The organism is Kitasatospora sp. NPDC056138 (assembly GCF_042264695.1).
Taxonomy (GTDB): Bacteria; Actinomycetota; Actinomycetes; order Streptomycetales; family Streptomycetaceae; genus Kitasatospora.
On sequence record NZ_JBHJVK010000094.1, the window covers coordinates 1 to 26,200 of the forward strand.

A 26,200-nucleotide genomic window follows, 5' to 3' on the forward strand; every position below is an offset into this window, starting at 1 on the left:
GGAGAACTGGTGGGCGGTGGTGGTCGAGCAGCACTGGGACGGTCTGCTCTGAGCACCCGGTAGCGTCCGGGGCCTCCGCCGTCGGCCCGCCGCCGCCCTCCGCCGGCCCGCGGCCGTCCGCACCGGGCGAACGGGCAGGCGGCGCACCACCCCGGCGGGCAGGCGGCGGCCCTCGGTGTGCTCGGGGCCGTCGGTGGCCGCGTACACCGTCACCGGCGCCTCCCGTCCGGCACGGCGACAGCCCGGCGCGCCCCCGGGTCCGCGACCCGGTCCGTGGTGCGGGAACCCGGCCCCGTCCGCCGCTCCGCCTGTCCCTCGATCCGGCGGCGGTCGTGCAGGTCGTGCAGCCGGGGGAGGGGGCTATTTGGCCACGCTGCCCAGGAGCCGGGTGAGGGTCGTGCCGTGGATGCGCTTGCGGAGGAAGGTCCGGATCCGCTGGAGCCGCAGTTCGTTCAGCCTGCTGGCGAGGATGAGGTCGTCCAGTCGGTACGACTCCTCGGTGAGCATGGCGTCGGCCCGGCAGGCGCCTTGACGGGTGGAGACCCGGCTCACCTGACGCTCCATGTTCTCGGCTCGCCGGACCAACCAGTCGAAACTCAGGGGGGAGTCGTCGGTCGCCGGTGCCGAGAACACCGGAAAGCGAAGGTGCCGGTCGAATCCGCAGTCGTGCAGTGCGCTGGACACGGGGGCGAGCATCCTGAAGACGACGGGGGCGAGCATCCTGAAGACGACGGGGGCGAGCCCCTTGTCCCGTATCGCGCCCAGGTGGTCGTGGGCGGCTTCGAGTGCCTCACGCGCCCGCTGGAACTCCGGTCCGAGCAGTTCCTTCTCCAGGGGTTCGACGACGGGGAATCCCCGGTGCAGGTCCTGCCGGAATCCGTCGAGCGGTGACCAGGTGAGGCCGGTCTGGTCGGTGCGGCAGAGACGGTCGAAGTAGGAGGGACGGCACGACGGAAGCCTCTCGTGGCAGAGCGAGAGCGCGATCTGGAGCTCGGACAGGCGGGCGAGGAGTTCGGTCAGCATCCGGTTGGCGTCCTTCGCCGCCTCGTCCCTGGCCCTGACCCGGTCGATCACGGGGCTGGACCGGGGCGCGGCGAAGACCCCGGCGGCGATGACCAGGACGGGGACCCAGGTCTTCTGCTCGGCCGCCTCCGACAGCAGGCCGCCGAGCCTTCGCAGGTCGGCCGGGAGACTGCCCGGGTGGTCGTGCCCGTAGGTGACCAGGGCCGCGGCGGCGAGGACCGTGACCCGGTTGGCCACCGCCCTGATGATGCGCATCGGGTATTCGGAGAGGACGTCGACCGAATTCCTCCGGGCCGCCATTCTCGCGAATCCGCCGGCCGGGACGGAACGCGTGAGCCGCCTGGCCCTGATGATGTGGACCAGCCGGGCGGGATTGCCGACGGGAACGGCCAACGGGGAACGCGGCATGCGCTCCCGCCACCCGGGAATCCTGATGTCCGCGCCGAGCTTCCGGGCGGACTTGATCGGCCGGTCGATCCAGCTCCGGCGCTCCACCCGGGTACTGGCCGTGCTCCAGCAGCGGATGGCGGCCCAGCGGGCGGCCTCGGCGGCGACGACCAGGACCGCCGTTGCGGCACCGAATCGCAGGACGACGGCGATCCACGGTGTCACGGTGCCCGCTTCCAACCACCCGGATGCGCTGTCGAATGCCGGTTTCACATTTCCCTCCACGGCACGGTCCGGGACCTGCCGCCCATTGTCCGGATGATCCGCGCCTCAGGAGGAACCTTGAGCAAGGTCTGAGGTTCGGGGATTGCCGACAGGGCTGCCGACGGGGATTGGGGACAGGTCTGCCGACGGAAATCCTCCAGGCGTGGATCCGGGCTGTCGTGGGGTCGGGTACGAAGGGCGTGCCGCCGGCCGGGCCCGGGCCGTTCCGGAGGGGGTGGTGGGTCGCCGTCCGGGACCGGACGGACCGTCGGATCTGTTTGACAGTCAGGTTTCCACCGGTATCTTGTGTTGCATGGTACCTGGCGAAGCAAGCCATGACAGTGCGGACGGCCCCGTGGCAAGCCAGCTGCGCAGAGGGGTGTTGGAGTACTGCGTCCTCGCGCTGCTGCGCGACGGCCCGCGCTACGGGGTGGAGCTGCTGCAGGAGCTCTCCCAGGTCCAGGTGATGGCGACCAGCCAGGGCACGATCTATCCCTTGCTGTCCCGTCTTCGCCGGGCCGGCCTCGCTGAGACCTACCTGCGGGAATCGGCCAGTGGGCCCCCGCGCAGGTACTACACGCTCACCGACGACGGCCGCCGCGCCCTGGAGGAGTTCACGGCGCTCTGGCCCGCCTTCCGTACCGCCGTCGACCACTTTCTCAACCCTGGAGAGTCACTGTGAACGATCGTCATGACCAGCCGCTGGTCCACGCCTACCTCGCCGAGGTCACCCAGCGCGCTGCCGCGCTTCCGGACGCCGCCCGTCGCGAACTGCTCGCGAACCTGCGCGAGCACATCGACGTCGCCCTGGCGCAGAGCGACCGTGCGGATCAGGAGACGGTGCGGCAGATCCTGGAGCGGCTCGGGCAGCCGCGGACGGTGGCCGACGCCGCGCTGGCGGAGGAGGGCTGCGCGCCCCTGGAAGCGGAGAGCCCCGGCAGCACCACCGTCACCCTCGCCCTGATCGTCCTGTCCCTGCCGCTGGAGCTGATCCCGGCCGTCGGACCCGTTCTGGCACTGGCCGCCACGGTCACCGCCGTGGTGCGGGTGTGGAGGTCGGCCCAGTGGGTCCGGAAGGAGAAGATGCAGGCGACGCTGCTGCTGCTCTCGCCCGTGGTGGTCGCCCCGGTCACCGCCGTGGTCCTCTCCCTGGCGGCCTCCGGCCTGACCCCTACCGTGGTGCTCGCCGCGTGTGCGGTGGCGTTCTGCCTCCCGCTGGTCGCGGCGGTGCGGCTCAGGCGCTCGGTCGCTCGGATCAGCACCGCCGGAGCCCTCGCCGGGGTGTAGCACCGACCGGCCCCTGCCGTTCGAGGCCGGGTCCACCGTGGCGCGGTGCTCGACGGTCGGGCCGGTGGCGGGATGCCGGGACGCGGCGTCGGGTCGGCGGGCGCCGCCCAGCTCCACCCGGAGTCCACGGACAGATCCGTCGTCCCCGACGAAGGGGCCGTCACCATCGCCTGGCACAAGGTGCCCTACCAGGAGGGCGGTTGGGCGGACTGGAAGCCGGACCGGAAGGGCCACAAGGAGGCCTACCGGCAGCTGCTCCAGCCCGAGGGCGGCGATGTCTTCTACGTCACGGGCGACCGGATCTCCCCGCTGCCCGGCTGGCAGGAGGGCGCCATGATGTCGGCCCACTACGTCGCCCAGCAGATCCTCGGCATCATGCCGCTCCCGGTCCCCGAGGTGGTCTCCGTGCCGGACTCCGTCGCCCTCACCCAGGGTCTGTCCTGACCCTGCGGAGGAACGGCGGCGCCACCGGCCGGGCCGGTGGCGCCGCCCCACAGGGCCGGTGTCCGTCAGGAACTGCCGGACGGCTTGTTGGCCTTCAGACAGAGGACGTAGTCCGCGCCGACCTGCTCGTGGATGAACGAGCTGTCGTAGTCCGGGTACGGGGAGCAGGCGGTGCGGTCGTCGGTCGTGCCGTCGACCCGCGCCTCCACCTTGAATTCGGCGGTCGGGTCGGAGCAGGGGAGCACCCGGACGACCGGGCTGGTCTCGGTGCCGGCGTTGTGCACGCAGTCGCCGGTCCGTACGGCGGCCTTGGGCGCGCCCGGCACCGGTGAGCTGCCGGGCGCCGGTGAACTGCCGAAGCCGCCGAAGGAGTTGCCCGTCGGGTTCTGCGTCGGCGAGGTCCCGTAGCCGCCGAACGAGGAGCCCGTGGTGGTGGTGTCACCGGCGGCCGCGCCGACCACCAGCAGGCCGACGAGCAGCACGAGTGACAGCACTGGCAGCAGCAGCATCAGCATCGCCGGACGCTTGGTCAGCGGAACGCCCGGGTCGAGCTGCGGCCCGAGCGGTCCGGGCGCGGCCGGCGGCAGCTGCTTGATCTTGTTGTAGGCGCTCAGGTTCCGCAGCAGCGTGATGGGGGTGAACACGGACGAGAGGTAGCCCCACCACCCCTGCACCAGGGTGCGGGCCGACATGTCGCGGACCATCGCGGTTCCGCAGGTGCGGCAGAACGGGCCGTACTGCTTCAGGAACCGCATGATGACGATCATGCCCTGGTGGCCCCGGACGGTGACCTGCACGGCCGGGAACCCGCCGCAGAAGCGGCAGGTGACCGCACCGGGCGGCGGCGGGTAGCCGGGTGCCCCGTAGGCCATCGGCTGCTGCGGAGGTGCACCGTACGGACCCGGCTGCTGCGGAGGTGCCCCGTACGGGCCGGGCTGCTGCGGGTAGGCGGCGGGCGGCGGCGCGGCGGGGTAGCCGTACCCACCGGGAGGCGGCGGCGGGGTCGGCGGGTAGCCGGGGGCGGGCTGCGGCGGCGGGGAGGCGTAGGGGTTGGACGGGGGGTACGGCGAGGTCAAGGTTTCGTTCCCGTTGGGTGGTGATGGTGAGAGAGCTGTGAGCGGGTGGGCGCGAGGTCAGGCGTTCGGTGCCTTGGCGACCGTCGGGGTCGGATCGCCGGGCGTGTGGCGGCCGAGGCAGAGCACGTAGTGCTGCGTCCTGCCGAGCCGGCGGCTGGTGCCCTTGTAGTCGCGGGAGGACTTCCACTGCAACAGGCAGGGCATGGTCGAGGTGCCGCTGTACCGCGCGGTCACGACCCACTGTGCGTCGGAGGCGGCGCAGTTGACCTTGGAGAACCTGCCCGAGGGGTAGCCCGCGCAGTCGCCGACGTGCGCCCGCTCCGGGGTGTTGTCGAGGATGGTGAAGCCGACTCCGACGCCCAGCAGCCCGAGTATCCCGAAGAGCGTCCAGAGCGACCGCCGCCTGCGCGGCTTCTCCGTCGGCACGGCCGGCCCCGGCGGTGGCGGGAAGGCTGGCGCCCCGGGGGCCGGCTGCGGCTGCCCGTAGGACTGCGGTCCGGGCGGCTGCTGCCCGTACGGCTGCTGCCCGTACGGCTGTGGCTGCCCGTACGGCGCAGCGGCCGGGAAGCCGGGCGCGGACGGAGTGGCGTACGGATTCGGCGGCTCGCCCTGCGGCGGCCCCCCGAACGGATTGGGAGGTGGAGTGCTCACGGTGGTCCCCCGAAGCAGTGACTGATCGTAAGAGTGCTGACGTACCTTAGCGACTCGACGGCGGGCCGGTCGGAACGACCACCCCCGTGCCCCCGCCGGTGCGGTGTGCTCCGTGCGGGGGAATCTCGGTCGCGGGCGTGTCACCGGCGGCGGGGGCAGCTCGTCGGCGCCAAGGTGGTGGTCGCCCGTCCGCCCCCTGGAGGTCCCGTGCGTAGCCATCCGGTCCGGCGGCTGTGCGTGCCGCTCGCCGCCGTCCTCGTCGCCCTCGTCCTCACCGGCTCGGCCCCGCCGTCCGCAGGAAGGACCCGGGCAGCCGCGGCGGGATCGCTCCCCGCCGATCTGGACCGGCTGTTCGAGGACCCGCGCCTGACCGGGGCCCAGGTCTCCGCCGTGGTGGCCGACGCGGCGACCGGAGAGGTGCTCTACCGGCACGCGCCCGGTGCGCTGATGCTGCCCGCCTCCACGCTCAAGACCGTCACGGCGGCCGCCGCGCTCGACCTGCTCGGGGCCGGCCACCGCTTCGGCACCGACGTCCTGGCGGCGGGCCGCCGCGACGGCGCCACCCTGGACGGGGACCTGGTCCTGCGCGGCGGCGGCGACCCCAGCCTGCTGCCCGCCGACCTCGACGCGCTCGCCCGGCAGGTCGCCGACTCCGGCGTCAGCACGGTCTCCGGCGGGGTGCTGGCCGACACCTCCCGCTACGACGGCGTGCCGCTGGGCCCCAACTGGGCCTGGGACGACCAGGCGGCGTACTACAGCCCGCAGATCTCCGCGCTCACCCTGGCCACCGACACCGACTACGACCCGGGTACCGTCCGGCTCACCCTGACCCCGGGCCGGGCACCCGGACAGCCCGCGACCGTGCGGGTCACGCCGTCCGACGCCCCGGTGCGGCTGACCGGCCGGATCGCCACCGGCGAGGCGGGCAGCGACCGGACCGTGGACGTGAGCAGGCAGCCCGCGACCAACGAGCTCGTGCTCACCGGCAGCGTCCCGGCGGACGGCGGCACCAGCGAGGAGTGGGTCGCCGTGGACGACCCGGCCCGGCTGGCCGCCACGGTCTTCGCCGCCGACCTCGCCCGCCACGGCGTGGCCGTCCACGGCCAGGTGGGGGCGGGCCGCGCCCCGGCGGACGCCACCGCCCTGGCGCACCACGACTCGGCGCCGCTCTCCGCGCTGATGGTGCCGTTCCTCAAGCTCAGCAACAACGGCATCGCCGAGCACCTGGTCAAGGAGATCGGCCGGGTGCGCGGTGGAGCGGGCAGCTGGTCCGCCGGACTCGACCGGATCACCGACTTCGTCCACCGCAACGGGCTGGACGTCACCGCCGGCCGGCAGGCGGACGGTTCGGGGCTCTCCCGGCACAATCTGATGACCGCCCAACGGCTGCTGAAACTCCTGGAGTTCGCCCGCACTCAGCCCTGGTTCGCCACCTGGTACGACGCGCTCCCGGTGGCCGGCGACCCGCGCCGGATGGTCGGCGGCAGCCTCAGCAACCGGCTGACCGGCACACCCGCCGAGGGCCGGGTGCACGCCAAGACCGGTTCGATGACCGGGGTGGACGCCCTGGCCGGCTACCTCGACCGCCCCGACGGACACACGCTCGCCTTCACGGTGCTGCTCAACAACTTCGCCGGGAGCAGTCCCCGCCCGGTCATCGACGCCTTCGTGCTCCGGCTCCTCGGCGACACCGCCACCGCCGCTGGAGCTGGAACCGCTGGAACCGGAACCACCGGAGCCGGAGCCGGAGCCGGAGCCGGAGCCGCCGCCGACGGCCACCGCACCCGCAGCCGCAGCCCGCACGACTGGGAGAACGCCTGTTCCGTGAGTTCCCGCTGCTGACGGGCGCGGCAGGGGCAGGGGCGGCCACGCGAGCGACCCCGCCACGGCGTGGCCGGGTCCACGCGCGGTTCCCCGCACCCCGGTGCGGACTGCATGGTTGTCCTATGAGAACTCCCTTGCGGAGCAGCCGGGTTCGTCACGCAGGTGCTCGGACCGCCGGCCGCCGCACGGTTGCTGTCACCGGGGACGGAGCCCCATGAAACGGAGCCCCATGAAGACGACGCGGCACTCCCGGTCCGTCCCTGCGGCGGCCCTGTCGGCCGCCCTGGCACTCCTGCTGCTCGCGGCGCCCGCGTGCACCCGTCCCGCCGACCAGGACGACAGCGCGATCCCGCAGGTCCCGGGCGGCTCGTTCACGGTCGGGCTCACCGAGCCCGACCACCTCACGCCGGGGCGGACCACCAGCAGTTACGCGCTCCAGGTCCTCCAGGGCCTCTTCGACACCCCCGTCACCCTCGACCCGGGCGACGGCCACGTGGTCCCGCTGGCCGCCCGCGCGGTGGAGTCGGCCGACCAGCGGGTCTGGAAGGTGACGCTCCGTCATGGCGCGGTCTTCCACAACGGGGAGCCGGTCACCGCGCAGAGCCTCGCCGCCGCCTGGAACGCCGCCGCCTACGGGCCCAACGGCTGGGAGACCAACTCCTACTTCGCCCAGATCGACGGCTACGCCGACCTCAACCCCACCCAGGGGCAGCAGCCCAGGGCCGACCACCTCTCCGGACTGCGGGTGCTGGACGCCGAAACCCTCCAGGTCACCCTCAGTGCCCCGTTCAGCCAGTTCCCGATGCTGCTCGCCTTTCCGGCCTTCGCGCCGCTGCCCACCGCCGCCTTCACCGACCCGGACGGCTTCGACCGGCACCCGATCGGCAACGGCCCGTTCGCGATGGGTGGCGACTGGCAGCACAACCAGCGGATCGACCTGGTACGGGCCGTCTCCTACACCGGCAGCCGACCGGCGACGGCCGACGCGGTGCACTTCAGGATCTTCACCAGCAAGGACACCGCGTTCACCGAACTCCGCGCCGGACACCTCGACTTCATGAGCACCGTGCCGGCCGCGCGGGCGTACGAGGCGAAACGCACCTTCGGGAAGCACTACTCGGTCCGCCCGAGCGGCACCATGGACTACCTCGGCCTGCCGCTGTGGGACCACCGGTACGCCAACCCCGAGCTGCGCCGCGCCCTCTCGATGGCCATCGACCGCAAGGGCATCACCCGGGCCATCTACAACGAGGTGCACACACCGGCCGACTCGCTCGTCGCCGCCATGATCCCCGGCCACCGGGCCGGCGCCTGCGGCGAGACCTGCACCTACCAGCCCGCGAAGGCGAAGGAACTGCTCGACCACGCCGGTGGGTTCACCGGGCCGATGGTGCTCTACTTCACCAACGCCGACCCCACCTACGAACAGTGGATGACCGCCGTCGCCAACGAACTCCGGCAGAACCTCGGCATCCGGGACATCACCTTCCGGAAGATGGCCGCCGCCGACCTCGGCCCGATCCTCAACAGCCGCAGGACCACCGGCCCGTACCGGCAGAACTGGGTCATCGACTACCCCAGCATGCAGAACTACCTGGCCGGCCTCTACAACCACGACAACCGGATGGGCTGGCAGAACCCGCAGTTCGACGACCTGCTCGCCCGGGGCGACGCCGCCCCGACCGAGCGGGAGAGCATCGGGTACTACCAGCGGGCCGAGGACATCGCCCTCGCCGAGATGCCGCTGATCCCGCTCTGGAACTGGCAGGACCAGTCCGCCTGGAGCAGCCGGGTCGGCAACATCCTGATCGACCCGTACGTGGCCGGACTGCACCTGGACCGGGTGACCGTGCGCCACTGACGGACCGGTGCACAGGAAACGCAGCCACAGGAAACGCAGCCACAGGAAACGCAGCCACAGGAAACGCAGCCACAGGAAACGCAGCCACGAGAAACGCAGACACGAGAAACGCAGACACGAGAACGAAAGGATCCGATGGGCCGGTTCATCGCCCGCCGCCTGCTGTACGCCGTACCCGTACTGCTGGCCACCACCTTCCTGATCCACGCGCTCGTCTTCGTCCTGCCGGGCGACCCGATCCAGGGCCTGGCCGGTGACCGGCCCGTCCCGCCCGCCGTCCTCGCCGAACTGCACCGCCGCTACCACCTGGACGACCCGCTGGCCGTCCAGTACGCCGAGTATCTCGGCGGCCTGCTCACCGGAGACCTCGGCCGGACCTTCACCGGCGAGCCGGTCGCCGACGTCATCGCCGGACGCTGGCAGGTCACCCTCAGACTCGGGCTCACCGCCTGGTTCCTGGAGACCGTCCTCGGCGTCGCGCTCGGCGTCTGGGCGGGGCTGCGCCGGGGCAGGTGGGTCGACAACCTCGTCCTCGCCGGGACCACGCTGGTGATCGCGGTCCCCGTCTACATCGTCGGCTACCTGGCCCAGTTGGTGCTCGGCGTCCGGCTGGGCTGGTTCCCGGTCTCCGGTGACCAGGACGGCTGGCCCGCCGCCTACGTGCTGCCCGGACTGGTCCTGGCCTCGTTCGGCGTCGCGTACGTCGCCCGGCTCACCCGCGCCTCCCTGCTGGAGAACCTGCGCGCCGACTACGTACGCACCGCCGAGGCCAAGGGGCTGAGCCGCCGCCGGGTGGTGGTGCTGCACACCCTGCGCAACTCGCTGATCCCCGTGGTGACCTTCCTCGGCGTCGAACTGGGCTCGCTGATGGCCGGTGCCGTCGTCACCGAGTACATCTTCAACCTCCCCGGCATCGGCCAGCAGGTCTTCCAGTCCATCCAGCTCCGCGAAGGGCCGACGGTGGTGGGCATCACCACACTGCTGGTCCTGGTCTTCTGCCTGGCCAACCTGCTGGTCGACATCCTGTACGGGGTGCTCGACCCGAGGATCCGCCATGACTAGGGCCCGTCTTCGGACTCCCGCCTGCCGGGCCGAGCACCCCGCCCACACCTCTTCGCGCCCCGGGACCGCCCATGGCTGACGACATCCCCCAACCGCTCCCGCGCACCGAAGACCTGCTGCTGCCCCCCACCGCCCCGCCCAGGCCCAGGCCCAGGACCAAGGACAGGAAGCCGTCCGGCTCGCTGGCCTCCGACGCCTGGCGCGAACTGCGCGCCCGTCCGCTGGTCGGCCTCTGTGCGGGCGTGGTGCTGCTGATCGTCCTGATGGCCGCCGTTCCGGACCCGTTCATCGCCCTGCTGACGCACGACAGCGGGCGCTGCGAACTCATCGACTCCCGGGTCGGCCCCAGCCTCGACCACCCGTTCGGGTTCGACCTGCAGGGCTGCGACTACCTGGCCCAGGTGGTCCGGGGGAGCCGTCCTTCGCTGGTCATCGGCCTTGCGGTGACCGCCGGCGCGTTGCTGCTGTCCGTCCTGCTGGGCCTGCTCGCCGGCTTCTACGGCGGCTGGCTCGACGGGCTGCTCTCGCGGGTCACCGACGTCTTCTTCGGTCTGCCGTTCATCCTCGGCGCCACCGTCGTCCTGGTCGCCTTCCCCTCCCACGGGCTGGGTGCCATGACGCTCGTCCTGGTGGCTCTCGGCTGGACCACCATGACCCGGGTGATGCGCGCCCAGGTGATCGGGCTCAAGGACGCCGACTACGTGCACGCCGCGCGCTCGACGGGGGCGGGCCCGCTGCGCCTGATGGTCCGCCATGTGCTGCCCAACGCCGTGACTCCGGTGGTGGTGGTCGCCATGCTGAACATCGGGAACGTCATCTCGGGTGAGGCCACCCTGGACTTCCTCGGCGTCGGACTCCAGTACCCGGCCCTCTCCTGGGGGCTGCAACTCAACGCCGCGCAGAGCTACTTCCTCGACTTCCCGCACCTGCTGCTCTTCCCGGCGCTGTTCCTGTCCGCCACCGTGCTGAGCTTCATCCTGCTCGGCGACGCGGTCCGCGACGCCTACGACCCGAAGCTGCGGTAAGGCGCCGGCGCCGTCGCTGTCGAGACGGCCCCGGCGCGCCCGCCGCAACCGCTCCCCGCTGCCGCCGAGCCTCCTCGGCGGCTTCGCCCGCAACCGGAAGGACCGACCGATGACCCTCACCCCGCCACCCCCGGCAGTCGGTGCAGCCCCGCCCCCCGGCGACCGGCACGCCGTGACCGAGGCGGTCCGGATCTGCCAGGAACTGCTGCGGATCGACACCACCAACCCGGGCGACGGCACCGGACCGGGTGAGCGCGCCGCCGCCGAGTACGTGGCGGCACAGCTGGCCGAGGCCGGGATCGAACCGCTGGTCGTCGAGTCGGCACCGCGCCGGGCCAGCGTGCTGGCGCGCATCACCGGCACCGATCCGCTCCGTGCACCGCTGCTCGTCCACGGGCATCTGGACACCGTGCCCTTCGACGCCGCCGACTGGTCCCGGCACCCGCTCTCCGGAGAGCTGCACGACGGCTGCCTGTGGGGCCGGGGGGCGGTGGACATGAAGGGCGCCGTCGCGACGACGATCGCCCTGGTGCGCTCCTGGGCCAGGACCGGGCGCCGTCCGGGCCGGGACATCGTGCTCGCCTTCCTCGCCGACGAGGAGTCCACCGGCGACCACGGCGCCCGCTTCGTCGCCTCCCGGCACCGGGAGTACTTCGCCGACTGCGCCGAGGCGATCGGGGAGTCCGGGGGCTTCTCGGTCCCGGTCCACCCGCAGCCGGGCCCGGACCGGACCGGTGGCCCCGGCGACCCCGGTGGTCCCGAAGTACGGCTCTACCCGGTCGCGTTGGGGGAGCGCGGCACCGCCTGGATGCGGCTGGGTGCCACCGGCACCGCCGGGCACGGCTCCCGGGGGAGTGCCGACAACGCCGTCAGCACCCTGGTCCACGCCCTGTCCAGGCTGGCCGCCCACTCCTGGCCCACCCGGCTGATCCCGCCGGTCGAGGCCCTGCTCGGGGAGCTCGAACGCATCCTGGGCACCACCATCGACCGCAACCGGCTGGAGGCGGAGGCCGTCCGCCTCGGCCGGGCCGGCGAACTCTTCGCCGCCACCGTGCGCAACTCCGCCAACCCCACCGTGCTGCAGGCCGGCCACAAGGTCAACGTCGTGCCGGGCGCCGCCCGGGCACAGGTGGACGGCCGCTTCCTGCCCGGCACCCGGGAGGAGTACCTGGCCACCGTGGCTGAACTGCTCGGCCCCGGTGTGACAAGGGAGTTCATCAACCTGGAGGAGGCCGTCACGGGCGACCACTCCGGTCCGGCCTTCACGGCGATGGCCGCCGCCCTGCGGGCCGAGGACCCCGCCGGGCACCCCGTCCCGTACCTGATGGCCGGCGGGACGGACGCCAAGACCTTCGGCCGGCTGGGGATCGACTGCTACGGCTTCGCTCCGCTGCGCCTCGATCCCGCCCTGCACTACCAGCGGATGTTCCACGGCGTCGACGAACGCGTCCCGGTGGCCGGACTCGACTTCGGCGTCCGCGTCCTGGACCGGTTCCTCGGCGCCTACTGAGGCGGCGTCGCCACCGGACCCCGATCCCGGCATCCCGCCACCGGCCGGCGGGATGCCGGAACGCCTGCCCGGCCTGCCCCGCCTTCGTGTTGGCTGCAGCTCCCGCCACCGCCCGTCCCGTCCCGCTCCGTCCGCGTCCTCGTCCGCTGCGGCTTCCGCCGTCGGCAGGCCCGGCCCCGGTCCCGCTCAGAAGACCGCGAGCGGATTGACCGGGGAGCCGGTGCCCCCGGGGATGTGCAGGGGCGCGGCGACGAAGAGGAACTCCCACCGGGCGTTGCGCGCGCACGCCCGTGCCAGGTCCTCCAGGTCCATGTTGTCGATCAGGGGCAGTCCCATCGCGGTGACGGCCAGCACGTGCACCGGCGAGTGGACCCCGTCCACCGGGCTCGGCCGCACGTCGCTGTCGCCGTCGCCGCCCAGGGCCGAGGCCCGCGACTCGTACGGGACGTGCATCGCGGTGGGGTGGAGCCCGGCACTGAGCTCGTCCGGGTCCCACGCGCCCAGCTCCCGCCGCCGGGCGAGGTGGCCGGTGCGGACGAGGAGGACGTCGCCGTGGTCGAGCGGGCTGCCCTGCCGGTCGGCACAGGCGATCAGCTCCGGGCCGCCGACCGCCTCGCCCGGTTCCAGCCAGGCACGGCCGCGCAGACCCGCCACATCCAGCAGGACGCCCCGCCCCACCACCCCGGGCAGCAGATCGGTCACCGCGCCGTACGCGGACCCCTGCGAGGAGACGACCCGCTGCGCCCGCACGTCCCCGAAGAGCAGTCCCCGGTACGCGATGTGGCAGAGGGCGTCCAGGTGCGTCTGCGCCTTTCCGTGGTAGTCGGAGGCGATGAAGTCCTTGTACGCGGTCGGCTCCGGGGCGGTGGTGTCCGCCAGCTCGGTCATGTGGTGCAGCGCGGGCCTGCGGTTGTCGGGGCCGGGGGCGGTGTCCCACGGCCGTCCCAGGGCGACCACCTCACCGGTGCGCACGAGTCCCGCCGCGGCCACTCGCCGAGCCGCTCCGGCCGGGCCGGGCGGCCGGTCGCGGCGCAGCCGGTCGAAGAGCGCGTCGAACTCGTCGCGGGTCATCGCCGGCCCGTTGGCAGCCGAGGCGTGGTGTCCGGCAGCCCGACCGGGCGGGAAGGCAGAACCACTCATGGTGCTCCTCGGTCCCGATTCCCCCTGCACAGCCGATGATGCGGTCGCCCCCGGGTTGCCGCCACCGTGGTGGGGCAGGAGCAAGAGCGGGGCAGTGTGTTCAGCACCGCGATACGGACAAAGTCCTAATATTGCCTCAAAGGGTGCAGCTCCTCGGAGTGTGAGTGCTGTGGCGATCATGACAGGTTCCGGTGAGGCGGGCGCAGTCCCCGCGTGGGTCCGTGAGCGGTTCCTGCATGGCGGATCGGTCGAGGGAGGCGTGCGGAGCACGATCCTGAGCTCGTGGCAGCGCTGTCAGCTGCTGGGGCTCTCGCCCGACCAGGCCGAGCTCCCGTTCCGGCACGACTTCGAGCCGGACGGCCGCCTGGTCCGCGCGGCCGAACCCGTGCTGGACCGGCTGGAGCACCGGTTCGCGGGCAGCCGGATGAACGTGGCGCTCGCCGACGCCGAAGGAACGGTGCTGCAACGCCGTTTCGGCAAGGTGTCCATGGCCAGCAGCCTCCCGGCGATCCAGACCGTGCCGGGCTTCGTGTTCGCCGAGCAGTTCGGGGGGACCAACGGCATCGGCCTCGCCCTCGCGGAGAGGCGGCTCTGCCACGTCTACGGGGCCGAGCACTTCGCCGAGCGCTCGCAGGCGAGCGCCTGCGTGGCGATACCCGTCCGCGACCTGCTCAGCGGACGGATCGAGGGCGTCCTCTGCTTCGGCTTTCCGCGCACCGACGCGGACCCGGCGCTGGACGCCGTGATCTGCCGGGCGGCCGCCGCCATCGAACGGCGGATGCTGGAGCAGAGCTCGGCGCGCGAGCGCTCGCTGCTGCGGGCTTACCTCGACTCCGGCCGCCGGTCGCGCACCGGTGCGGTGGCCGGCAACGGGCGCCTGATGGGAGTCGACGAGCTGTCCCGGAGCGGACTGGACCAGAGCGACCAGATGATGCTCACGGAGAAGGCCACCGACCTGATCTCCTCGGCCCAGTGGGCCGCCGTCGAGGTGGTCCTCTCCCGCGGCCGGCGGATCACCCTGTTGAGCCGTCCGGTGACCAGCGCGTCCGGGGTGGAGGGCATCGTCATCGAGGCGGTCCTCCACAACGGCCCGCAGCAGCTCGTCGCCGCCGGTCGGGTCGACGAGGCACCCGGCCTCGCGACGCACAGCGCAGTGCACACCACGGCGCACACCGCCCCCGCGACCGCGCCGCCGCTCGGACACCTGCCCGGCACCGGCCCGTCCGCCACCAGGCCCGGCACGCCCGGCACGCCCGGAACCCCCGGCGGCACCCTCGGTGACCCGGCCCCCGGGCTGCTGCTCGTCGGCGAGCCGGGGGTGGGGCGGTACGCCGTCGCGGCACGCGGCCGCCTGGAACTGCTGTCCGAGGCCAGCACCCGGATCGGCACCACCCTGGACGTGAGTCGTACGGCCCGGGAACTCGCCGAGATGGCCGTCCCGCGACTGGCCGACTTCGTCACCATCGACCTGTCCGAGGCCGTACTGCGCGGGGACGAGCCCGACGACCCCGGCAGCGACCTGTACCGCACGGTGGTCCACGGCATCCACGACGACTACCCCTTCTACCCGGTCGGCGAGCGGCTCGACCTCCGCTCCACCACGCCCCAGCTCCGGTGTCTGGCCAGTGGGCAGGCGGTCCTGGAACCCGATCTGCGGGCGGCCGCCGGCTGGCGTTCCCAGGACCCCGAACGCACCGGCCGCCTCCTCGCGCACAACGTCCACTCCCTGATCACCGCCCCGCTGCTGGCCCGTGGCGTGGTGCTGGGCATCGCCAGCTTCTACCGCTCGCAGGACCCCGCCCCCTTCGGGGACGACGACCGCTCACTGGCCCAGGAGCTCGCCACCCGCGCCGCCATCTGCATCGACAACGCCCGCCGGTACACCCGCGAGCACGCCATGGTCCTGGCGCTCCAGCGCAGCCTGCTCCCGCGCGGCCTGCCCGAGCTGAGCGCCGTCGAGGTCGCCCACCGCTACCTGCCCGCCGAGTCCGGGGTGGGCGGGGACTGGTTCGACGTCATTCCGCTCTCCGGCACCCGCGTCGCACTGGTCGTCGGCGACGTCGTCGGCCACGGACTGCATGCCGCCGCCACCATGGGCCGCCTGCGCACCGCCGTGCACAACTTCTCCGAACTGGACCTGGCCCCCGACGAGGTCCTCACCCACCTGGACAACCTGGTGGGCCGCCTCGACCGTGAGGAGGACGGCGAGGGCCCCGCCTCCGCCACCGGCATCATCGGCGCCACCTGCGTCTACGCCGTCTACGATCCGACCACGCAGCGCTGTAGCGTCGCCCGGGCCGGCCACCCCCCGCCCGCGGTGGTCCACCCGGACGGCACCGTGACGTTCCCCGAACTGCCCGCCGGGCCCCCGCTCGGGCTGGGCGGCCTCCCCTTCGAGACGGCCGAGCTCCACCTGCCCGACGACAGCCGGCTGGTCCTCTACTCCGACGGGCTCATCGAGGACCGCCACCGCGACGTCGACACGGCCCTCGACCAGCTGCGCGGCGCCCTGGCCCACCCGGACCGCTCGCCCGAGGCCACCTGCGACGCGGTCCTGGCCACCGTGGTGCCCGGACACCTCGTCGACGACGTCACGCTGCTGGTCGCCCGCACCCGCGCCCTGCACCCCGGGCGGATCGCCGGCTGGGACCTGCCCGCCGACCCGGCCCGCGTCTGCGAGGTGCGGGCCGCCGCGATCCGCAAGCTCGGCGAGTGGGGGCTGGAGGAGGTCTCCTTCGCCGTCGAGCTGCTGCTCAGCGAGCTGGTCACCAACGCCATCCGCTACGGCGCCGAACCGATCAGGGTCCGCCTGATCCACGACCGCACCCTCATCTGCGAGGTCCACGACGCCAGCAGCACCGTGCCGCACCTGCGCCGCGCGGCCAGCACCGACGAGGGCGGCCGCGGCCTGTTCCTGGTCGCCCAGCTCGCCCAGTCCTGGGGAACGCGCTACACCGCCGGTGGCAAGGTCATCTGGGCCGAGTGCGCCCTGGAGGGGCCCGTACACCTCCCCGGCGTACTCGCGGACTGTCCGGAGGAGACTCCCGGTGCCGGATGACCCGCCTTCCGCAAGACCGAGGGGCCTGGCGTGTCAGGAACGCGGGGGCCGGGACCGGATGGTAGGAAGGTGCACCGCGAGAAGCCGTCGTGCGGGGACATCGCACCGCCGGGCGCCCGGCCGGGCACCCGGCGCAGTCGGGAAGGACTCAGAGGACGAGCCCTGGAGAGGTCCATGCCTGACACTCCCGACACCCCACCGGCCCCGCCCGCGGGCGGCGGCCCGCTCGTCCGGATCCGCGGACTCGGCAAGCGGTTCGGCGGCACCCTCGCACTCGTCGGGGTCGGCCTCGACATCCACCGGGGCAGCATCCTGGCGCTGCTCGGCCCGAACGGCGCCGGCAAGTCCACCCTCATCAAGATCCTCGCCGGCGTCCACCACGCCGACGAGGGCGAGGTGACGGTGGCCGGGCACCCGCTCGGCACCGACGCCGCCTCCCGGAGCATGTCCTTCATCCACCAGGACCTCGGCCTGGTGGACTGGATGACGGTCGCCGAGAACATCGCCCTGGTCGCCGGCTACCCGCGCCGGCACGGCCTGGTCTCCTGGCGGCGGACCCGGGAGCGCTGCGCCGAGGCGCTCGCGGTCGTCGCCGGGCACCTGGACCCCGACACCCGGATCGCCGACCTCGCCCCCGCCGAACGCTCACTGGTGGCCATCGCCCGCGCGCTGGCGACGCGGGCGGAGCTCATCGTCCTGGACGAGCCGACCGCCAGTCTCCCCGCCGCGGACTGCGCCCGGCTCTTCGACGTCCTGCACACCCTGCGCGACCGGGGGCACGCCATCGTCTACGTCACCCACCGGCTCGACGAGGTGTACCGGGTCGCCGACACCTACGCCGTCCTGCGGGACGGCCGCCTCGTCAGCACCGGCCCGCTCGCCGGCCACGGTCCCACGCGCCTGGTGCGCGACATCGTGGGTCGCGAACCGGCCGGCTACCGGCCCGCCGCCCCTGCCGGGGGGCCGGTCGTGCTGAGGCTCGACGGCGTGCGGACCGTGGACACCGGACCGGTGAGCCTGGAGCTGCACGCCGGCGAAGTCCTCGGCATGGTGGGCCTCACCGGCGCCGGCCAGCTCGCCCTGGGCCGCGCCCTGGCCGGTGCCCGGCCGGTCCTCGCCGGACGGGTCCTGCTCGACGGGCGGCCGTACTCCCCGCGCACGGTCGCCGCGGCGGTCGGCGCCGGCATCGGCCTGGTGACCGGAAACCGCCAGGAGGAAGGCTGTGCGGCGGAACTGACGGTGCGGGAGAACTTCCTGGTGAACCCGCGGGTGGACGGCCTGCGCGCACTGCACCGGATCAGCCCCCGGCGCGAGCGCGCCGAGGCCGCCGCCCTGATCGAACGGTTCTCGGTACGGCCCCGCGACAGCGAGGCGCCGATCGCCACCCTGTCCGGTGGCAACCAGCAGAAGGTCATGGTCGGACGGTGGCTGCGGGTGCGCCGACGGCTGCTGATCCTGGAGGAGCCGACCGCCAGCGTGGACGTCGGCGCCAAGGCCGAGGTCTACCGCCTGCTCGACCGGGCGCTGGCGGCCGGCCAGGCGGTCCTGCTCATCTCCACCGACTTCGAGGAGGTCGCGACCGTGTGTCACCGCGCCCTGGTGTTCGTCCGGGGGAGCGTGACCACCGAGCTGACCGGCGATGCCCTGACCGTCACCGAACTCACCCGTACCGCCTCGGCCATGCCCGCCGTCACCGGTACGGCGACGGACCGATGAGCGCGTCCCCCTCCCGCCGGTCCCCGCTGGACCGTCTGCGCGGGCACCACGTCGGCACCTACGGCCTGCCGGCCCTCGCCGCCCTGCTGTTCCTGGTCTTCTCCGTGGTGCTGCCGGACACCTTTCCCACCCTCGACAACATCTCCTCGATCCTCTCCAACCAGTCGATCCCCGCGATCCTCGCGCTCGGCGCGACGATCCCCATCGTCACCGGCCGGTTCGACCTGTCCATCGGCTACGGACTCGGCCTCGCCCACGTCATGACGCTGCACCTGCTCGTCGACGGCGGCTGGCCCTGGCCGCTCGCCTGCCTCGTGGTGATCCTCGGCGGAGCGGTCTTCGGGACCCTCAACGGTGTCATCGTCGAGTTCGGACAGATCGACTCCTTCATCGCCACGCTCGGCACCGGCAGCATCCTGTACGCCTTCACCGGCTGGATCACCGGCGGCGCCCGGATCGTCCCCGGCGGGAGCGGCCTGCCCGCCGGCTTCACCGACCTCTACGACTCCAAGTTCCTCGGCCTCCCGGTCTCCGCCTCCTACGTGTTCGTCCTCGCCGTCGCGCTGTGGCTGCTGCTGGAACGGCTGCCGCTCGGCCGGTACATGTACGTCATCGGTTCCAACCCCCGTGCCGCCGAACTGGTCGGCATCCCCACCCGCCGGTACAGCGTCTACGCCTTCGCCGGATCCGGTCTGGTCGTCGGCTTCGCCGGCGTCCTGCTCGCCGCGCAGCAGCAGATCGGCAGCCCGAGCGTCGGCCTCGACTACCTGCTGCCCGCCTTCGTCGGCGCGCTGCTCGGCTCCACCGCGATCAAGCCCGGACGGGTCAACGCCCTGGGAACCGTCGCCGCCGTCGCCGTCCTCGCCATCGGGCTGGCCGGGATCGGCCAGCTCGGCGCCGAATTCTGGGCGATTCCGCTGTTCAACGGCACGGCGCTGCTCATTGCCGTCGGCCTGGCCGGCTACTCCGCGCGCCGCCGGCTGCGCGCCACCGGCACCGGCCGTTCGACGGCGCAGCCGGCCGACGGCCCCGCTTCGCAGGAGGCGCCGTGAACCGTCCGGTGCCCCCGCCGTGACCCCTAGGGCATCCCCGCGCCGTCGATCCCCCTCCGCAAGGAGCGCCCGTGCACCCGAACCGCCGCACCGCCCTCGCGGTCGCAGCCCTGCTGACAGCGGCCGCCACCGTCGTCGGCTGTGAGCGCGGCTCGTCGACCGGAGCCGGGTCCTCCCCCGTGGGGCCGTCGACGGCCGGCTGCCCGGTGGCCGTGGCCCGGGCAGAGGCGGACGTCCGGCAGGCGGAGCGCATCGACGTCTCCTGGACCGGCCCCACCAGCGGCCCAGCGGCGGTCTCCGGCCGGACCATCGCCTACGTCGCGCAGACCATGACCAACCCCGGCGTCGCGGGAGTCGCGAGGGGCGTCATCGAAGCCGCGAAGGTCGTCGGGTGGAACGTCCGGGTGATCGACGGACAGGGCACGCCGGTCGGCGTCCAGGCGGCCCTCAGCCAGGCGATCGACCTCAAGCCCTCGGGCGTCGTCATCGGCGGCTTCGATCCGGGGCTGACCGCGCAGCAGTTGGCGCAGGCCGAGGCGGCACGCATCCCGCTCGTCGGCTGGCACGCGGTCGCCGCCCCCGGCCCGAGCAGCAACCCACCGCTCTTCAGCAACATCACCACCAGCGTCGGCGACGTCGCGAGGACCAGCGCGGACTGGATCATCGCGGAGTCCAACGGGAACGCCGGAACCGTCCTCTTCACCGACGACTCGATCCCGTTCGCCAGGAACAAGTCCGACCTGATCAAGAACCAGCTCGCCACCTGCCCGAGCGTGAAGCTCCTGGCCTCCGAGAACATCCCGATCCCGGACTCCAGCAGCCGCACCCCGCAGGAGGTCTCCTCCCTCCTCGCCCGTTTCCAGGGCCGGTGGACGTACTCCGTCGCCATCAACGACCTGTACTTCGCCGACGCCGCACCGTCCCTGCGGGCGGCCGGCAAGCCGGGCGACGGCGCCCCGTACAACATCGGCGCGGGCGACGGCGACCCCTCGGCCTTCCAGCGCATCGACAGCAGGCAGTTCCAGGCCGCCACCGTCCCCGAGCCGCTCACGCAGCAGGGCTGGCAGATCATCGACGAGTTCAACCGCGCCTTCTCCGGCAGCCCCGCCAGCGGCTACGTCGCGCCGGTGCACATCGCCACGGCCGCCAACAGCAACGGAGCGACCTCCTGGGACCCGCCGGGCTACCGGGAGGCGTACCGGAAGATCTGGGAGAGGTAGCCACGGCACCGGACACGGCCGGACCGCGGCCGCCCGGCCCGCACGAGCGCGACCGGCGCCGCGGCCGTGTCCCCCTGCCGGTTGTTCCCCCGGCCCGCCGGGCGCCCGCCGACCAGCCGGATGCCGACCGGACGGTCCGGTTCAGCCGGCCTCCCCGGCCGAGAGGTCCTGTTCGGCCCAGATGGTCTTGCCGGTGGGGGTGTAGCGCGTGCCCCACTGCTGGGTCATCTGGGCGATGATGAACAGGCCGCGGCCGCCCTCGTCGTCGCTCTCGGCGTGGCGCAGGTGGGGTGTGGTGTGCCCGGTGTCGGAGACCTCGCAGATGAGGCTCCGGTCGCGGATGAGCCGGACGTGGATCGGGCCGCCGGCGTAGCGGATGGCGTTGGTGACCAGTTCGCTGACGATCAGCTCGGTGGTGAAGGACAGGTCCTCCAGCCCCCAGGCGTGCAGTTGCCGGGTGGTCGCGGTGCGTGCGCCGGCCACCGCGGCCGGGTCGGCGTCCAGCTCCCACACGGCCACCTGGTGCTCGTCGAGCCTCCGGGTGCGGATGAGGAGCAGCGCCGCGTCGTCGTCCACCGGCCCCGGCAGCAGGGCCGCCATCGCGCGGTCGCAGAGCTCCTCCAGGGGCCGCCCGTGCTGGGCGAGGATGCCGGTGAGCAGGCGCAGTCCCGTCTCGGCGTCGTGGTCGGCGGTCTGGACCAGTCCGTCGGTGAAGAGCGCGATGAGACTGCCGCTGGGCAGCGGCAGGTCCGTGCTCCGGAACGGCAGGCCGCCCAGGCCCAGCGGGGGGCCCGGCGGGAGTTCCGGACAGCCGACGCCGCCGCCGTCCGGCCGGGCGATGGCGGGCGGCGAGTGTCCGGCGCGCGCCATGCTGCACTGCCCGGTCAGCGGGTCGTACACCGCGTACAGGCAGGTCACGCCGTGGGCTTCGTCGTCCGGGGGCTTCGAGCCGGAGCGGCCGGGGAGGTTGTCCTCCTCCATGGCGGCCTGTTCGACCACGTCGTCCAGCCGGGAGAGGAGCTCGTCCGGGGCGAGGTCCAGCCGGGCGAGGACGCGCACGCTGGTGCGCAGGCGGCCCATGGTGGCGGCGGCGTGCAGTCCGTGGCCGAGCACGTCGCCGACGACCAGGCCGACCCGGGTGCCCGACAGCGGGATGACGTCGAACCAGTCGCCGCCCACCCCGGACCGGCTGTCAGCGGGCACGTAGCGGCTCGCCGACTCGACCGCCGTCTGCGGCGGCAGGTGCTGGGGCAGCAGGCTCCGTTGCAGCCTGAGGGCCGCCGTGTGCTCACGGGTGACGAAGGGCATCAGGACGGCGCCGATCAGCAGGGCGCCGAGGCCCACGACGGCCACCCCGCCGGTCCGTCCGATGACGGGCAGGTCGAACGAGGTCGCGCCGTAGTCGGGGTCGGCGTAGACGTCGAAGGCGGCGTAGCAGAAGAAGTAGAGCATCATCAGCCCGCCCAGGGCGGGGAGCACGCCCTTGCACAGGAAGTCCCGGCCGCTGCGGGTGAGCACCTTGCGGTAGTACCAGGCACAGGCGAACCCCGTGAGGCCGTAGTAGAACGCGATCGCGAGGCCGACCGAGTCGATGGAGTCGGTCAGGACGTTGTGGCTGACCGTCGTCAGCAGTACCAGGAAGCCGATCGAGGCGAGACCCATGCCCACGGTCGACCAGGTCGGGGTGAGGTACCGGCGGTGCACCCGGGCGAAGCGGGACGGGATCGCCTTGTGCGCGGCCATCGAGAAGACGGTCCTGGCCATCGGCAGGATCGTGGTCTGGGTGGAGGACACCGCCGAGGTCAGCACCATGAGGATCAGCAGTTTGGCGAAGAACCAGCCCAGGCCCTGGCTGCCGAAGACCGCGTTGCCCAGGCCGGACAGCACGTCTCCGGAGTTGTTGGTGTTGCCCAGCCCGATGCCCGCGGTGCCGACCCCCGCGAACGCCTGGGCCGAGGTGGAGACCAGGCCGTAGATGACCAGCAGCAGCACGGTCGAGAGGACCGCCGTACGCCCGGGGGTGTGGCTGCTGTCGGCGGTCTCCTCGTTGATCGCGACGGCGGTGTCCCAGCCCCAGTAGAGGAAGACGGCGGAGAGGATGCCCGCGGTCAGTGCCTTGGCCGAGGACACCTGGAACGGGTCGAACCAGGAGGCGGAGACGTGGATCGCCGTCCCGGTGCCGCCGGTGTAGACCTTGACCAGCGCCATGACGGCGAACAGGACGAGCACCGCCACCTCGATGCACAGGAGCCGGCGCTGGACGGCGGCCGAGACCTCGATGCCGACGTAGCAGACCGCAGTCATCACGGCGATCCAGACGACTCCCGCGACGGTGGTCCACAGCCTGCTGTCCGCGAGTGAGGCGAACCCCAGCAGGCGGAAGCTGTAGATGCCGGCGATCTCCGCCAGGTTCGCCATGACGATGATGTCGGCGACGATGATGCCCCAGCCGCCCATCCAGCCGGTACGGGGGCCGAAGGCCCGGGTCGCCCAGGTGAAGGTGGTCCCGCAGTCGGCATCGCTCGCGTTGAGCTCCTTGTAGGCGTAGGCGATCAGCAGCATCGGGATGAAGGCCAGCATCGTGATGATCGGGGCCTGGAGGCCGACCCCCGCCACGATCAGCCCGAGCGTTGCCGCCAGGCTGTATGCCGGACCGGTGGAGGCGAGACCGATGACCACCGAGGAGAGTGGCCCCAGGGCACCGGTCTTGAGCCCCTTCTCACCCGCGCCAGGACCGGGCGCGAGCGGAGCGGCGGACTCGGCGGGGTCACCGAGGAGCCTCGGGCCCGACCCGGACGCGGTGTCCCGATCGTGCGTCTCGCGATCGTGCGTGTCCTGATCGTGCGTGCCGTGATCGCGCGCAACTCGACCGTCGGGGCGGCCTGGTCGGCTGCCCCGGCGCTGTCGGCCGCCCGTCTGCGCGGCGTAGGCCCCCGTGCCACGCGCTCCGTGCGGTCCGGGCCGGGCATCCATGCTTCTCATGCTGCCCCCGTGACCACGGCGGCGCACACTCCGAGGCCCGCCGCGCTCGTGTCGGTCTCAGTCTCCGCGTCCGTGTTGGTCTCCGCGTTCGCTGCCGCGTCCGGTGTCCGTCGTCCGAGGCCGGCGGTACCGGCGGCGGATCCGCCGTGCGGGACATTCGGTGCCGTCCGGGCGACTATGGGAACAAGGCCGTCGCGGGCACCCCCGTCGGCTGTAGGCAAGGTGGTTGCGGTGAGCACGTCACAGCCCGCACTCTCCCGGCTCGGGCCCAGCGGGACCAAGCCGGCCGCCGAGGGCGACCTCGGCGCGCTGGCCCGGATCCTGCGATCGGCGTCCGGCCGACTCGGCGCGCACCTCGGCGGGCTGTACCTGCTGGCGGGCGACCCTCCCGTGCTCCACCTGACGATGACGCTCGGGGCAGGGCGGCAGTTCACCCGGCCCTGGGAACGCGTCGGCCTGGCCGCACCGATCCCGGTGGCGGACGCGGTGCGCGAGGGCCGCCTGGTGTGGGTGGGCGGCGCAGCCGAGCTGGCACGGCGGTATCCGCGGGTCGCGGTGGCCATGCCCTACGCCTTCTGCCTCGCGGCGATCCCGCTCGCCACCCGGCAGCGTCCGTACGGTGCGGTGTTCCTGTTCTGGCCCGCCGCCCACCCCGCCGAACTGTCGAAGCAGGAGCTCGACCTGCTCATGGAGCTCGCCCGCGGGCTGACCGGCGAACTGGAACGGGCGGAGCGCGCCGGGCGGCCCGCCCGGCCGGGCCCCAAGCCCCTGGGGGTCAGCACCGAGCGGGCCAGCGCGCTGAGCGCCATGACGGCCCGGCTGCCCGAGGGGTTCTGCGCCATCGACCAGCGCGGCCTGCTGACCGTCGTCACCGAGCGGGCGGCCGACCTGCTGGGGGAGCCCGCCGACCGGCTGATCGGCGCCCGGCCCTGGGTGGCGCTGCCCTGGCTCCGCGATCCGGTCTACGAGGACCGGTACCGGGCGGCGGTGATCAGCGGGCAGCCCACGTCGTTCGTGGCGCTGCGGCCCCCGGACCGGTGGCTGTCCTTCCGGCTCTTTCCCGACGTCTCCGGACTCACCCTGCGGATCAGCGACGCCGAGGTCGCCGAGCACGAACTGGAGGCTTTCGAAACGGCCGCCAGTCCCGACATACCCACCCGGGCCGGGGTGCTGTACCACATCCTGCACCTGGCCGGTGCGCTGACCGAGGCGGTCAGTGTGCAGGACGTGGTGAGCATGATCTCCGACCAGATCGTGCCCGCCTTCGGGGGCCAGGCGGTCGCGGTGCTGCTGGCCGAGAGCGGCCGACTGCGGATCGTCGGACACCGAGGCTACCCGCCGGGCCTGGTCGACCAGTACGACAGTACCCCGCTCACCGCTGCGACCCCGGGCGTCCAGGCGCTGACCAACCCGGTACCCGCCTTCTTCGAGACCCGCGCCGAACTGGAGCGGCTCTATCCGGGCCGCCGTGAGACACAGGACGGCATGGCCGCCTGGGCCTACCTGCCGCTGGTCGTCTCGGGCCGGCTGATCGGCACCTGCGTACTGGCGTTCGCCGAACCGCACCGCTTCACCGTGGACGAACGCGCGGTGCTCACCGCCCTCGGTGGCCTGATCGCCCAGGCCCTGGACCGGGCCCGGCTGTACGACACCAAACTCAGCCTCGCCCACGGGCTCCAGGAGAGCCTGCTGCCGCACGCCCTGCCCGTCGTCCCGGGCCTGGAGACCACCGTGCGCTACCTCCCGTGCACGGACGGCATGGACATCGGCGGCGACTTCTACGACCTGATCCGCATCGACGACGACACCGCCGCCATCGTCATCGGCGACGTCGAGGGCCACAACGTCCACGCCGCCGCGCTGATGGGCCAGATCCGCACCGCCGTGCACGCCTTCGCGACGGCCGACGCCGATCCCAGCACCGTGCTGGGCCGTACCAACCGTCTGCTCTTCGAGCTGGGCACCACCCTGCTGGCCAGCTGCGCCTACCTGCGGATCGACCTGTCACAACGGGTGGTCCGGCTGGCCAATGCCGGACACCCCCCTCCACTGCTGTGCACCGACGGCCGGGTGCACGTGCTGAGACCGCACAACGGCATGGTGCTGAACGTGGAACCCACCGCCTGCTATCCCGTGACCCGGATCGAGCTGCCGATCGGCAGCACCATGGCCCTCTACACCGACGGTCTGGTCGAGGAGCCCGGTGTCGACCTCGACCACGTGTTGGACGGTCTCGGCTCCACCTTCGCCCGCTGCGGCGGTGAGCCGCTGGAACAGGTGGCGGATACTCTCATCGACCACGCGGAGCGGTCCAGACACCGCACCGATGACATCGCGCTGCTGCTGGTCCGGTCCGTTCGCCGCTGATCCGGGGCTGTGCGGGGGCTGTGCGGGGGTTGTGCTGGTGGGGTGGGGTGGGGTGGGGTGGGGGTGTTGGTGGGGGTGTGTGGGTGTGGCGAAGGGGCCCGGTGCGTGTGCACGGGGCCCCTTTTCGCTGTGGTGCTGTGGGGGGTGTGGGTTGGTTTAGTACCAGTGGTGGGCGGCCCAGAACGACCAGGCGGCGTTGGGGCTGCCGTAGCGCTCGTTCATGTAGGTGTAGGCCCACTTGATCTGGGTGG

19 protein-coding genes are annotated in these 26,200 nt (G+C 72.8%); 13 read left to right on the forward strand and 6 right to left on the reverse strand.

Translation table 11 applies throughout. The features are described from left to right. Together ACFC1R_RS35205 and ACFC1R_RS35210 are read right to left on the reverse strand one after the other, a co-directional pair. On the reverse strand, positions 1–213 hold a 213-nt coding region (locus ACFC1R_RS35205; RefSeq protein WP_375945781.1), incomplete at its 3' end, for a hypothetical protein. Between the two features lie 147 nt (positions 214–360). After that, positions 361–1,635 carry a hypothetical protein gene (locus tag ACFC1R_RS35210; protein WP_375945783.1) on the reverse strand — a complete coding sequence of 425 codons (1,275 nt, stop codon included), beginning with the start codon at positions 1,633–1,635 and terminating at the stop codon, positions 361–363. A 352-nt stretch (positions 1,636–1,987) separates the two neighbouring features. Between ACFC1R_RS35210 and ACFC1R_RS35215 the strand changes: the two genes are divergently transcribed. The 3 genes from ACFC1R_RS35215 to ACFC1R_RS35225 are packed head-to-tail and all read left to right on the forward strand — an operon-like array spanning position 1,988 to position 3,405. Beyond that, on the forward strand, positions 1,988–2,356 hold the full coding sequence (locus ACFC1R_RS35215; RefSeq protein WP_375945785.1) for a PadR family transcriptional regulator: 369 nt from the start codon (positions 1,988–1,990) through the stop codon (positions 2,354–2,356). Next, positions 2,353–2,961, forward strand: a complete 609-nt coding sequence (locus ACFC1R_RS35220; RefSeq protein WP_375945786.1) for a hypothetical protein — start codon at positions 2,353–2,355, stop codon at positions 2,959–2,961. The genes ACFC1R_RS35215 and ACFC1R_RS35220 overlap by 4 nt, the downstream gene beginning before the upstream one ends. A 45-nt stretch (positions 2,962–3,006) precedes the next feature. Beyond that, positions 3,007–3,405 carry a hypothetical protein gene (locus ACFC1R_RS35225; RefSeq protein ID WP_375945788.1) on the forward strand — a complete coding sequence of 133 codons (399 nt, stop codon included), beginning with the start codon at positions 3,007–3,009 and terminating at the stop codon, positions 3,403–3,405. Positions 3,406–3,470: 65 nt separating this feature from the next. On the opposite strand, the gene ACFC1R_RS35230 is transcribed toward ACFC1R_RS35225, so the two are convergent. Both ACFC1R_RS35230 and ACFC1R_RS35235 read right to left on the reverse strand, forming a co-directional pair. Continuing rightward, positions 3,471–4,481 (reverse strand): hypothetical protein, encoded by a 1,011-nt coding sequence (locus ACFC1R_RS35230; RefSeq protein WP_375945789.1) that lies wholly within the window; start codon positions 4,479–4,481, stop codon positions 3,471–3,473. Between the two features lie 57 nt (positions 4,482–4,538). Beyond that, positions 4,539–5,132, reverse strand: coding sequence for a hypothetical protein (locus ACFC1R_RS35235; protein WP_375945790.1), 594 nt, complete (start codon positions 5,130–5,132; stop codon positions 4,539–4,541). Between the two features lie 207 nt (positions 5,133–5,339). On the opposite strand from ACFC1R_RS35235, the gene dacB reads away from it, so the two are divergent. From dacB to ACFC1R_RS35260, 5 genes are all read left to right on the forward strand, one after another. Beyond that, a complete protein-coding gene (gene dacB / locus ACFC1R_RS35240; RefSeq protein ID WP_375945791.1) occupies positions 5,340–6,974 on the forward strand; it encodes a D-alanyl-D-alanine carboxypeptidase/D-alanyl-D-alanine-endopeptidase in 1,635 nt (544 codons plus the stop codon). A 211-nt stretch (positions 6,975–7,185) separates the two neighbouring features. Then, entirely contained in the window at positions 7,186–8,817 is a 1,632-nt protein-coding gene (locus ACFC1R_RS35245; protein ID WP_375945792.1) for an ABC transporter substrate-binding protein, read from the forward strand. A gap of 135 nt (positions 8,818–8,952) precedes the next feature. Next, positions 8,953–9,879, forward strand: a complete 927-nt coding sequence (locus ACFC1R_RS35250) for an ABC transporter permease (RefSeq protein WP_375945793.1) — start codon at positions 8,953–8,955, stop codon at positions 9,877–9,879. A gap of 71 nt (positions 9,880–9,950) precedes the next feature. Next, positions 9,951–10,904, forward strand: a complete 954-nt coding sequence (locus ACFC1R_RS35255; protein WP_375945794.1) for an ABC transporter permease — start codon at positions 9,951–9,953, stop codon at positions 10,902–10,904. Positions 10,905–11,013: 109 nt separating this feature from the next. Further along, complete coding sequence (locus ACFC1R_RS35260; RefSeq protein ID WP_375945795.1) at positions 11,014–12,414, forward strand: M20/M25/M40 family metallo-hydrolase; 1,401 nt, start codon at positions 11,014–11,016, stop codon at positions 12,412–12,414. Between the two features lie 186 nt (positions 12,415–12,600). On the opposite strand, the gene ACFC1R_RS35265 is transcribed toward ACFC1R_RS35260, so the two are convergent. Further along, positions 12,601–13,554 carry a cyclase family protein gene (locus ACFC1R_RS35265; protein ID WP_375945796.1) on the reverse strand — a complete coding sequence of 318 codons (954 nt, stop codon included), beginning with the start codon at positions 13,552–13,554 and terminating at the stop codon, positions 12,601–12,603. Positions 13,555–13,813: 259 nt separating this feature from the next. Here ACFC1R_RS35265 and ACFC1R_RS35270 point away from each other — a divergent pair, with 259 nt between their 5' ends. The 4 genes from ACFC1R_RS35270 (at position 13,814) to ACFC1R_RS35285 (ending at position 20,600) form a co-directional block, all read left to right on the forward strand. Continuing rightward, positions 13,814–16,612 (forward strand): SpoIIE family protein phosphatase, encoded by a 2,799-nt coding sequence (locus ACFC1R_RS35270; protein ID WP_375945797.1) that lies wholly within the window; start codon positions 13,814–13,816, stop codon positions 16,610–16,612. Positions 16,613–16,786: 174 nt separating this feature from the next. Further along, the gene (locus ACFC1R_RS35275) at positions 16,787–18,328 is read left to right on the forward strand and encodes a sugar ABC transporter ATP-binding protein (RefSeq protein WP_375945798.1); all 1,542 of its coding nucleotides are present in this window, start codon (positions 16,787–16,789) and stop codon (positions 18,326–18,328) included. Further along, complete coding sequence (locus ACFC1R_RS35280; protein ID WP_375945799.1) at positions 18,325–19,380, forward strand: ABC transporter permease; 1,056 nt, start codon at positions 18,325–18,327, stop codon at positions 19,378–19,380. The genes ACFC1R_RS35275 and ACFC1R_RS35280 overlap by 4 nt, the downstream gene beginning before the upstream one ends. Positions 19,381–19,451: 71 nt before the next feature. Then, complete coding sequence (locus tag ACFC1R_RS35285; RefSeq protein ID WP_375945800.1) at positions 19,452–20,600, forward strand: substrate-binding domain-containing protein; 1,149 nt, start codon at positions 19,452–19,454, stop codon at positions 20,598–20,600. A gap of 141 nt (positions 20,601–20,741) precedes the next feature. On the opposite strand, the gene ACFC1R_RS35290 is transcribed toward ACFC1R_RS35285, so the two are convergent. Beyond that, a complete protein-coding gene (locus tag ACFC1R_RS35290; RefSeq protein WP_375945801.1) occupies positions 20,742–23,279 on the reverse strand; it encodes a SpoIIE family protein phosphatase in 2,538 nt (845 codons plus the stop codon). Between the two features lie 534 nt (positions 23,280–23,813). Between ACFC1R_RS35290 and ACFC1R_RS35295 the strand changes: the two genes are divergently transcribed. Further along, the gene (locus tag ACFC1R_RS35295) at positions 23,814–25,949 is read left to right on the forward strand and encodes a SpoIIE family protein phosphatase (protein ID WP_375945802.1); all 2,136 of its coding nucleotides are present in this window, start codon (positions 23,814–23,816) and stop codon (positions 25,947–25,949) included. Positions 25,950–26,200: the final 251 nt, after the last annotated feature.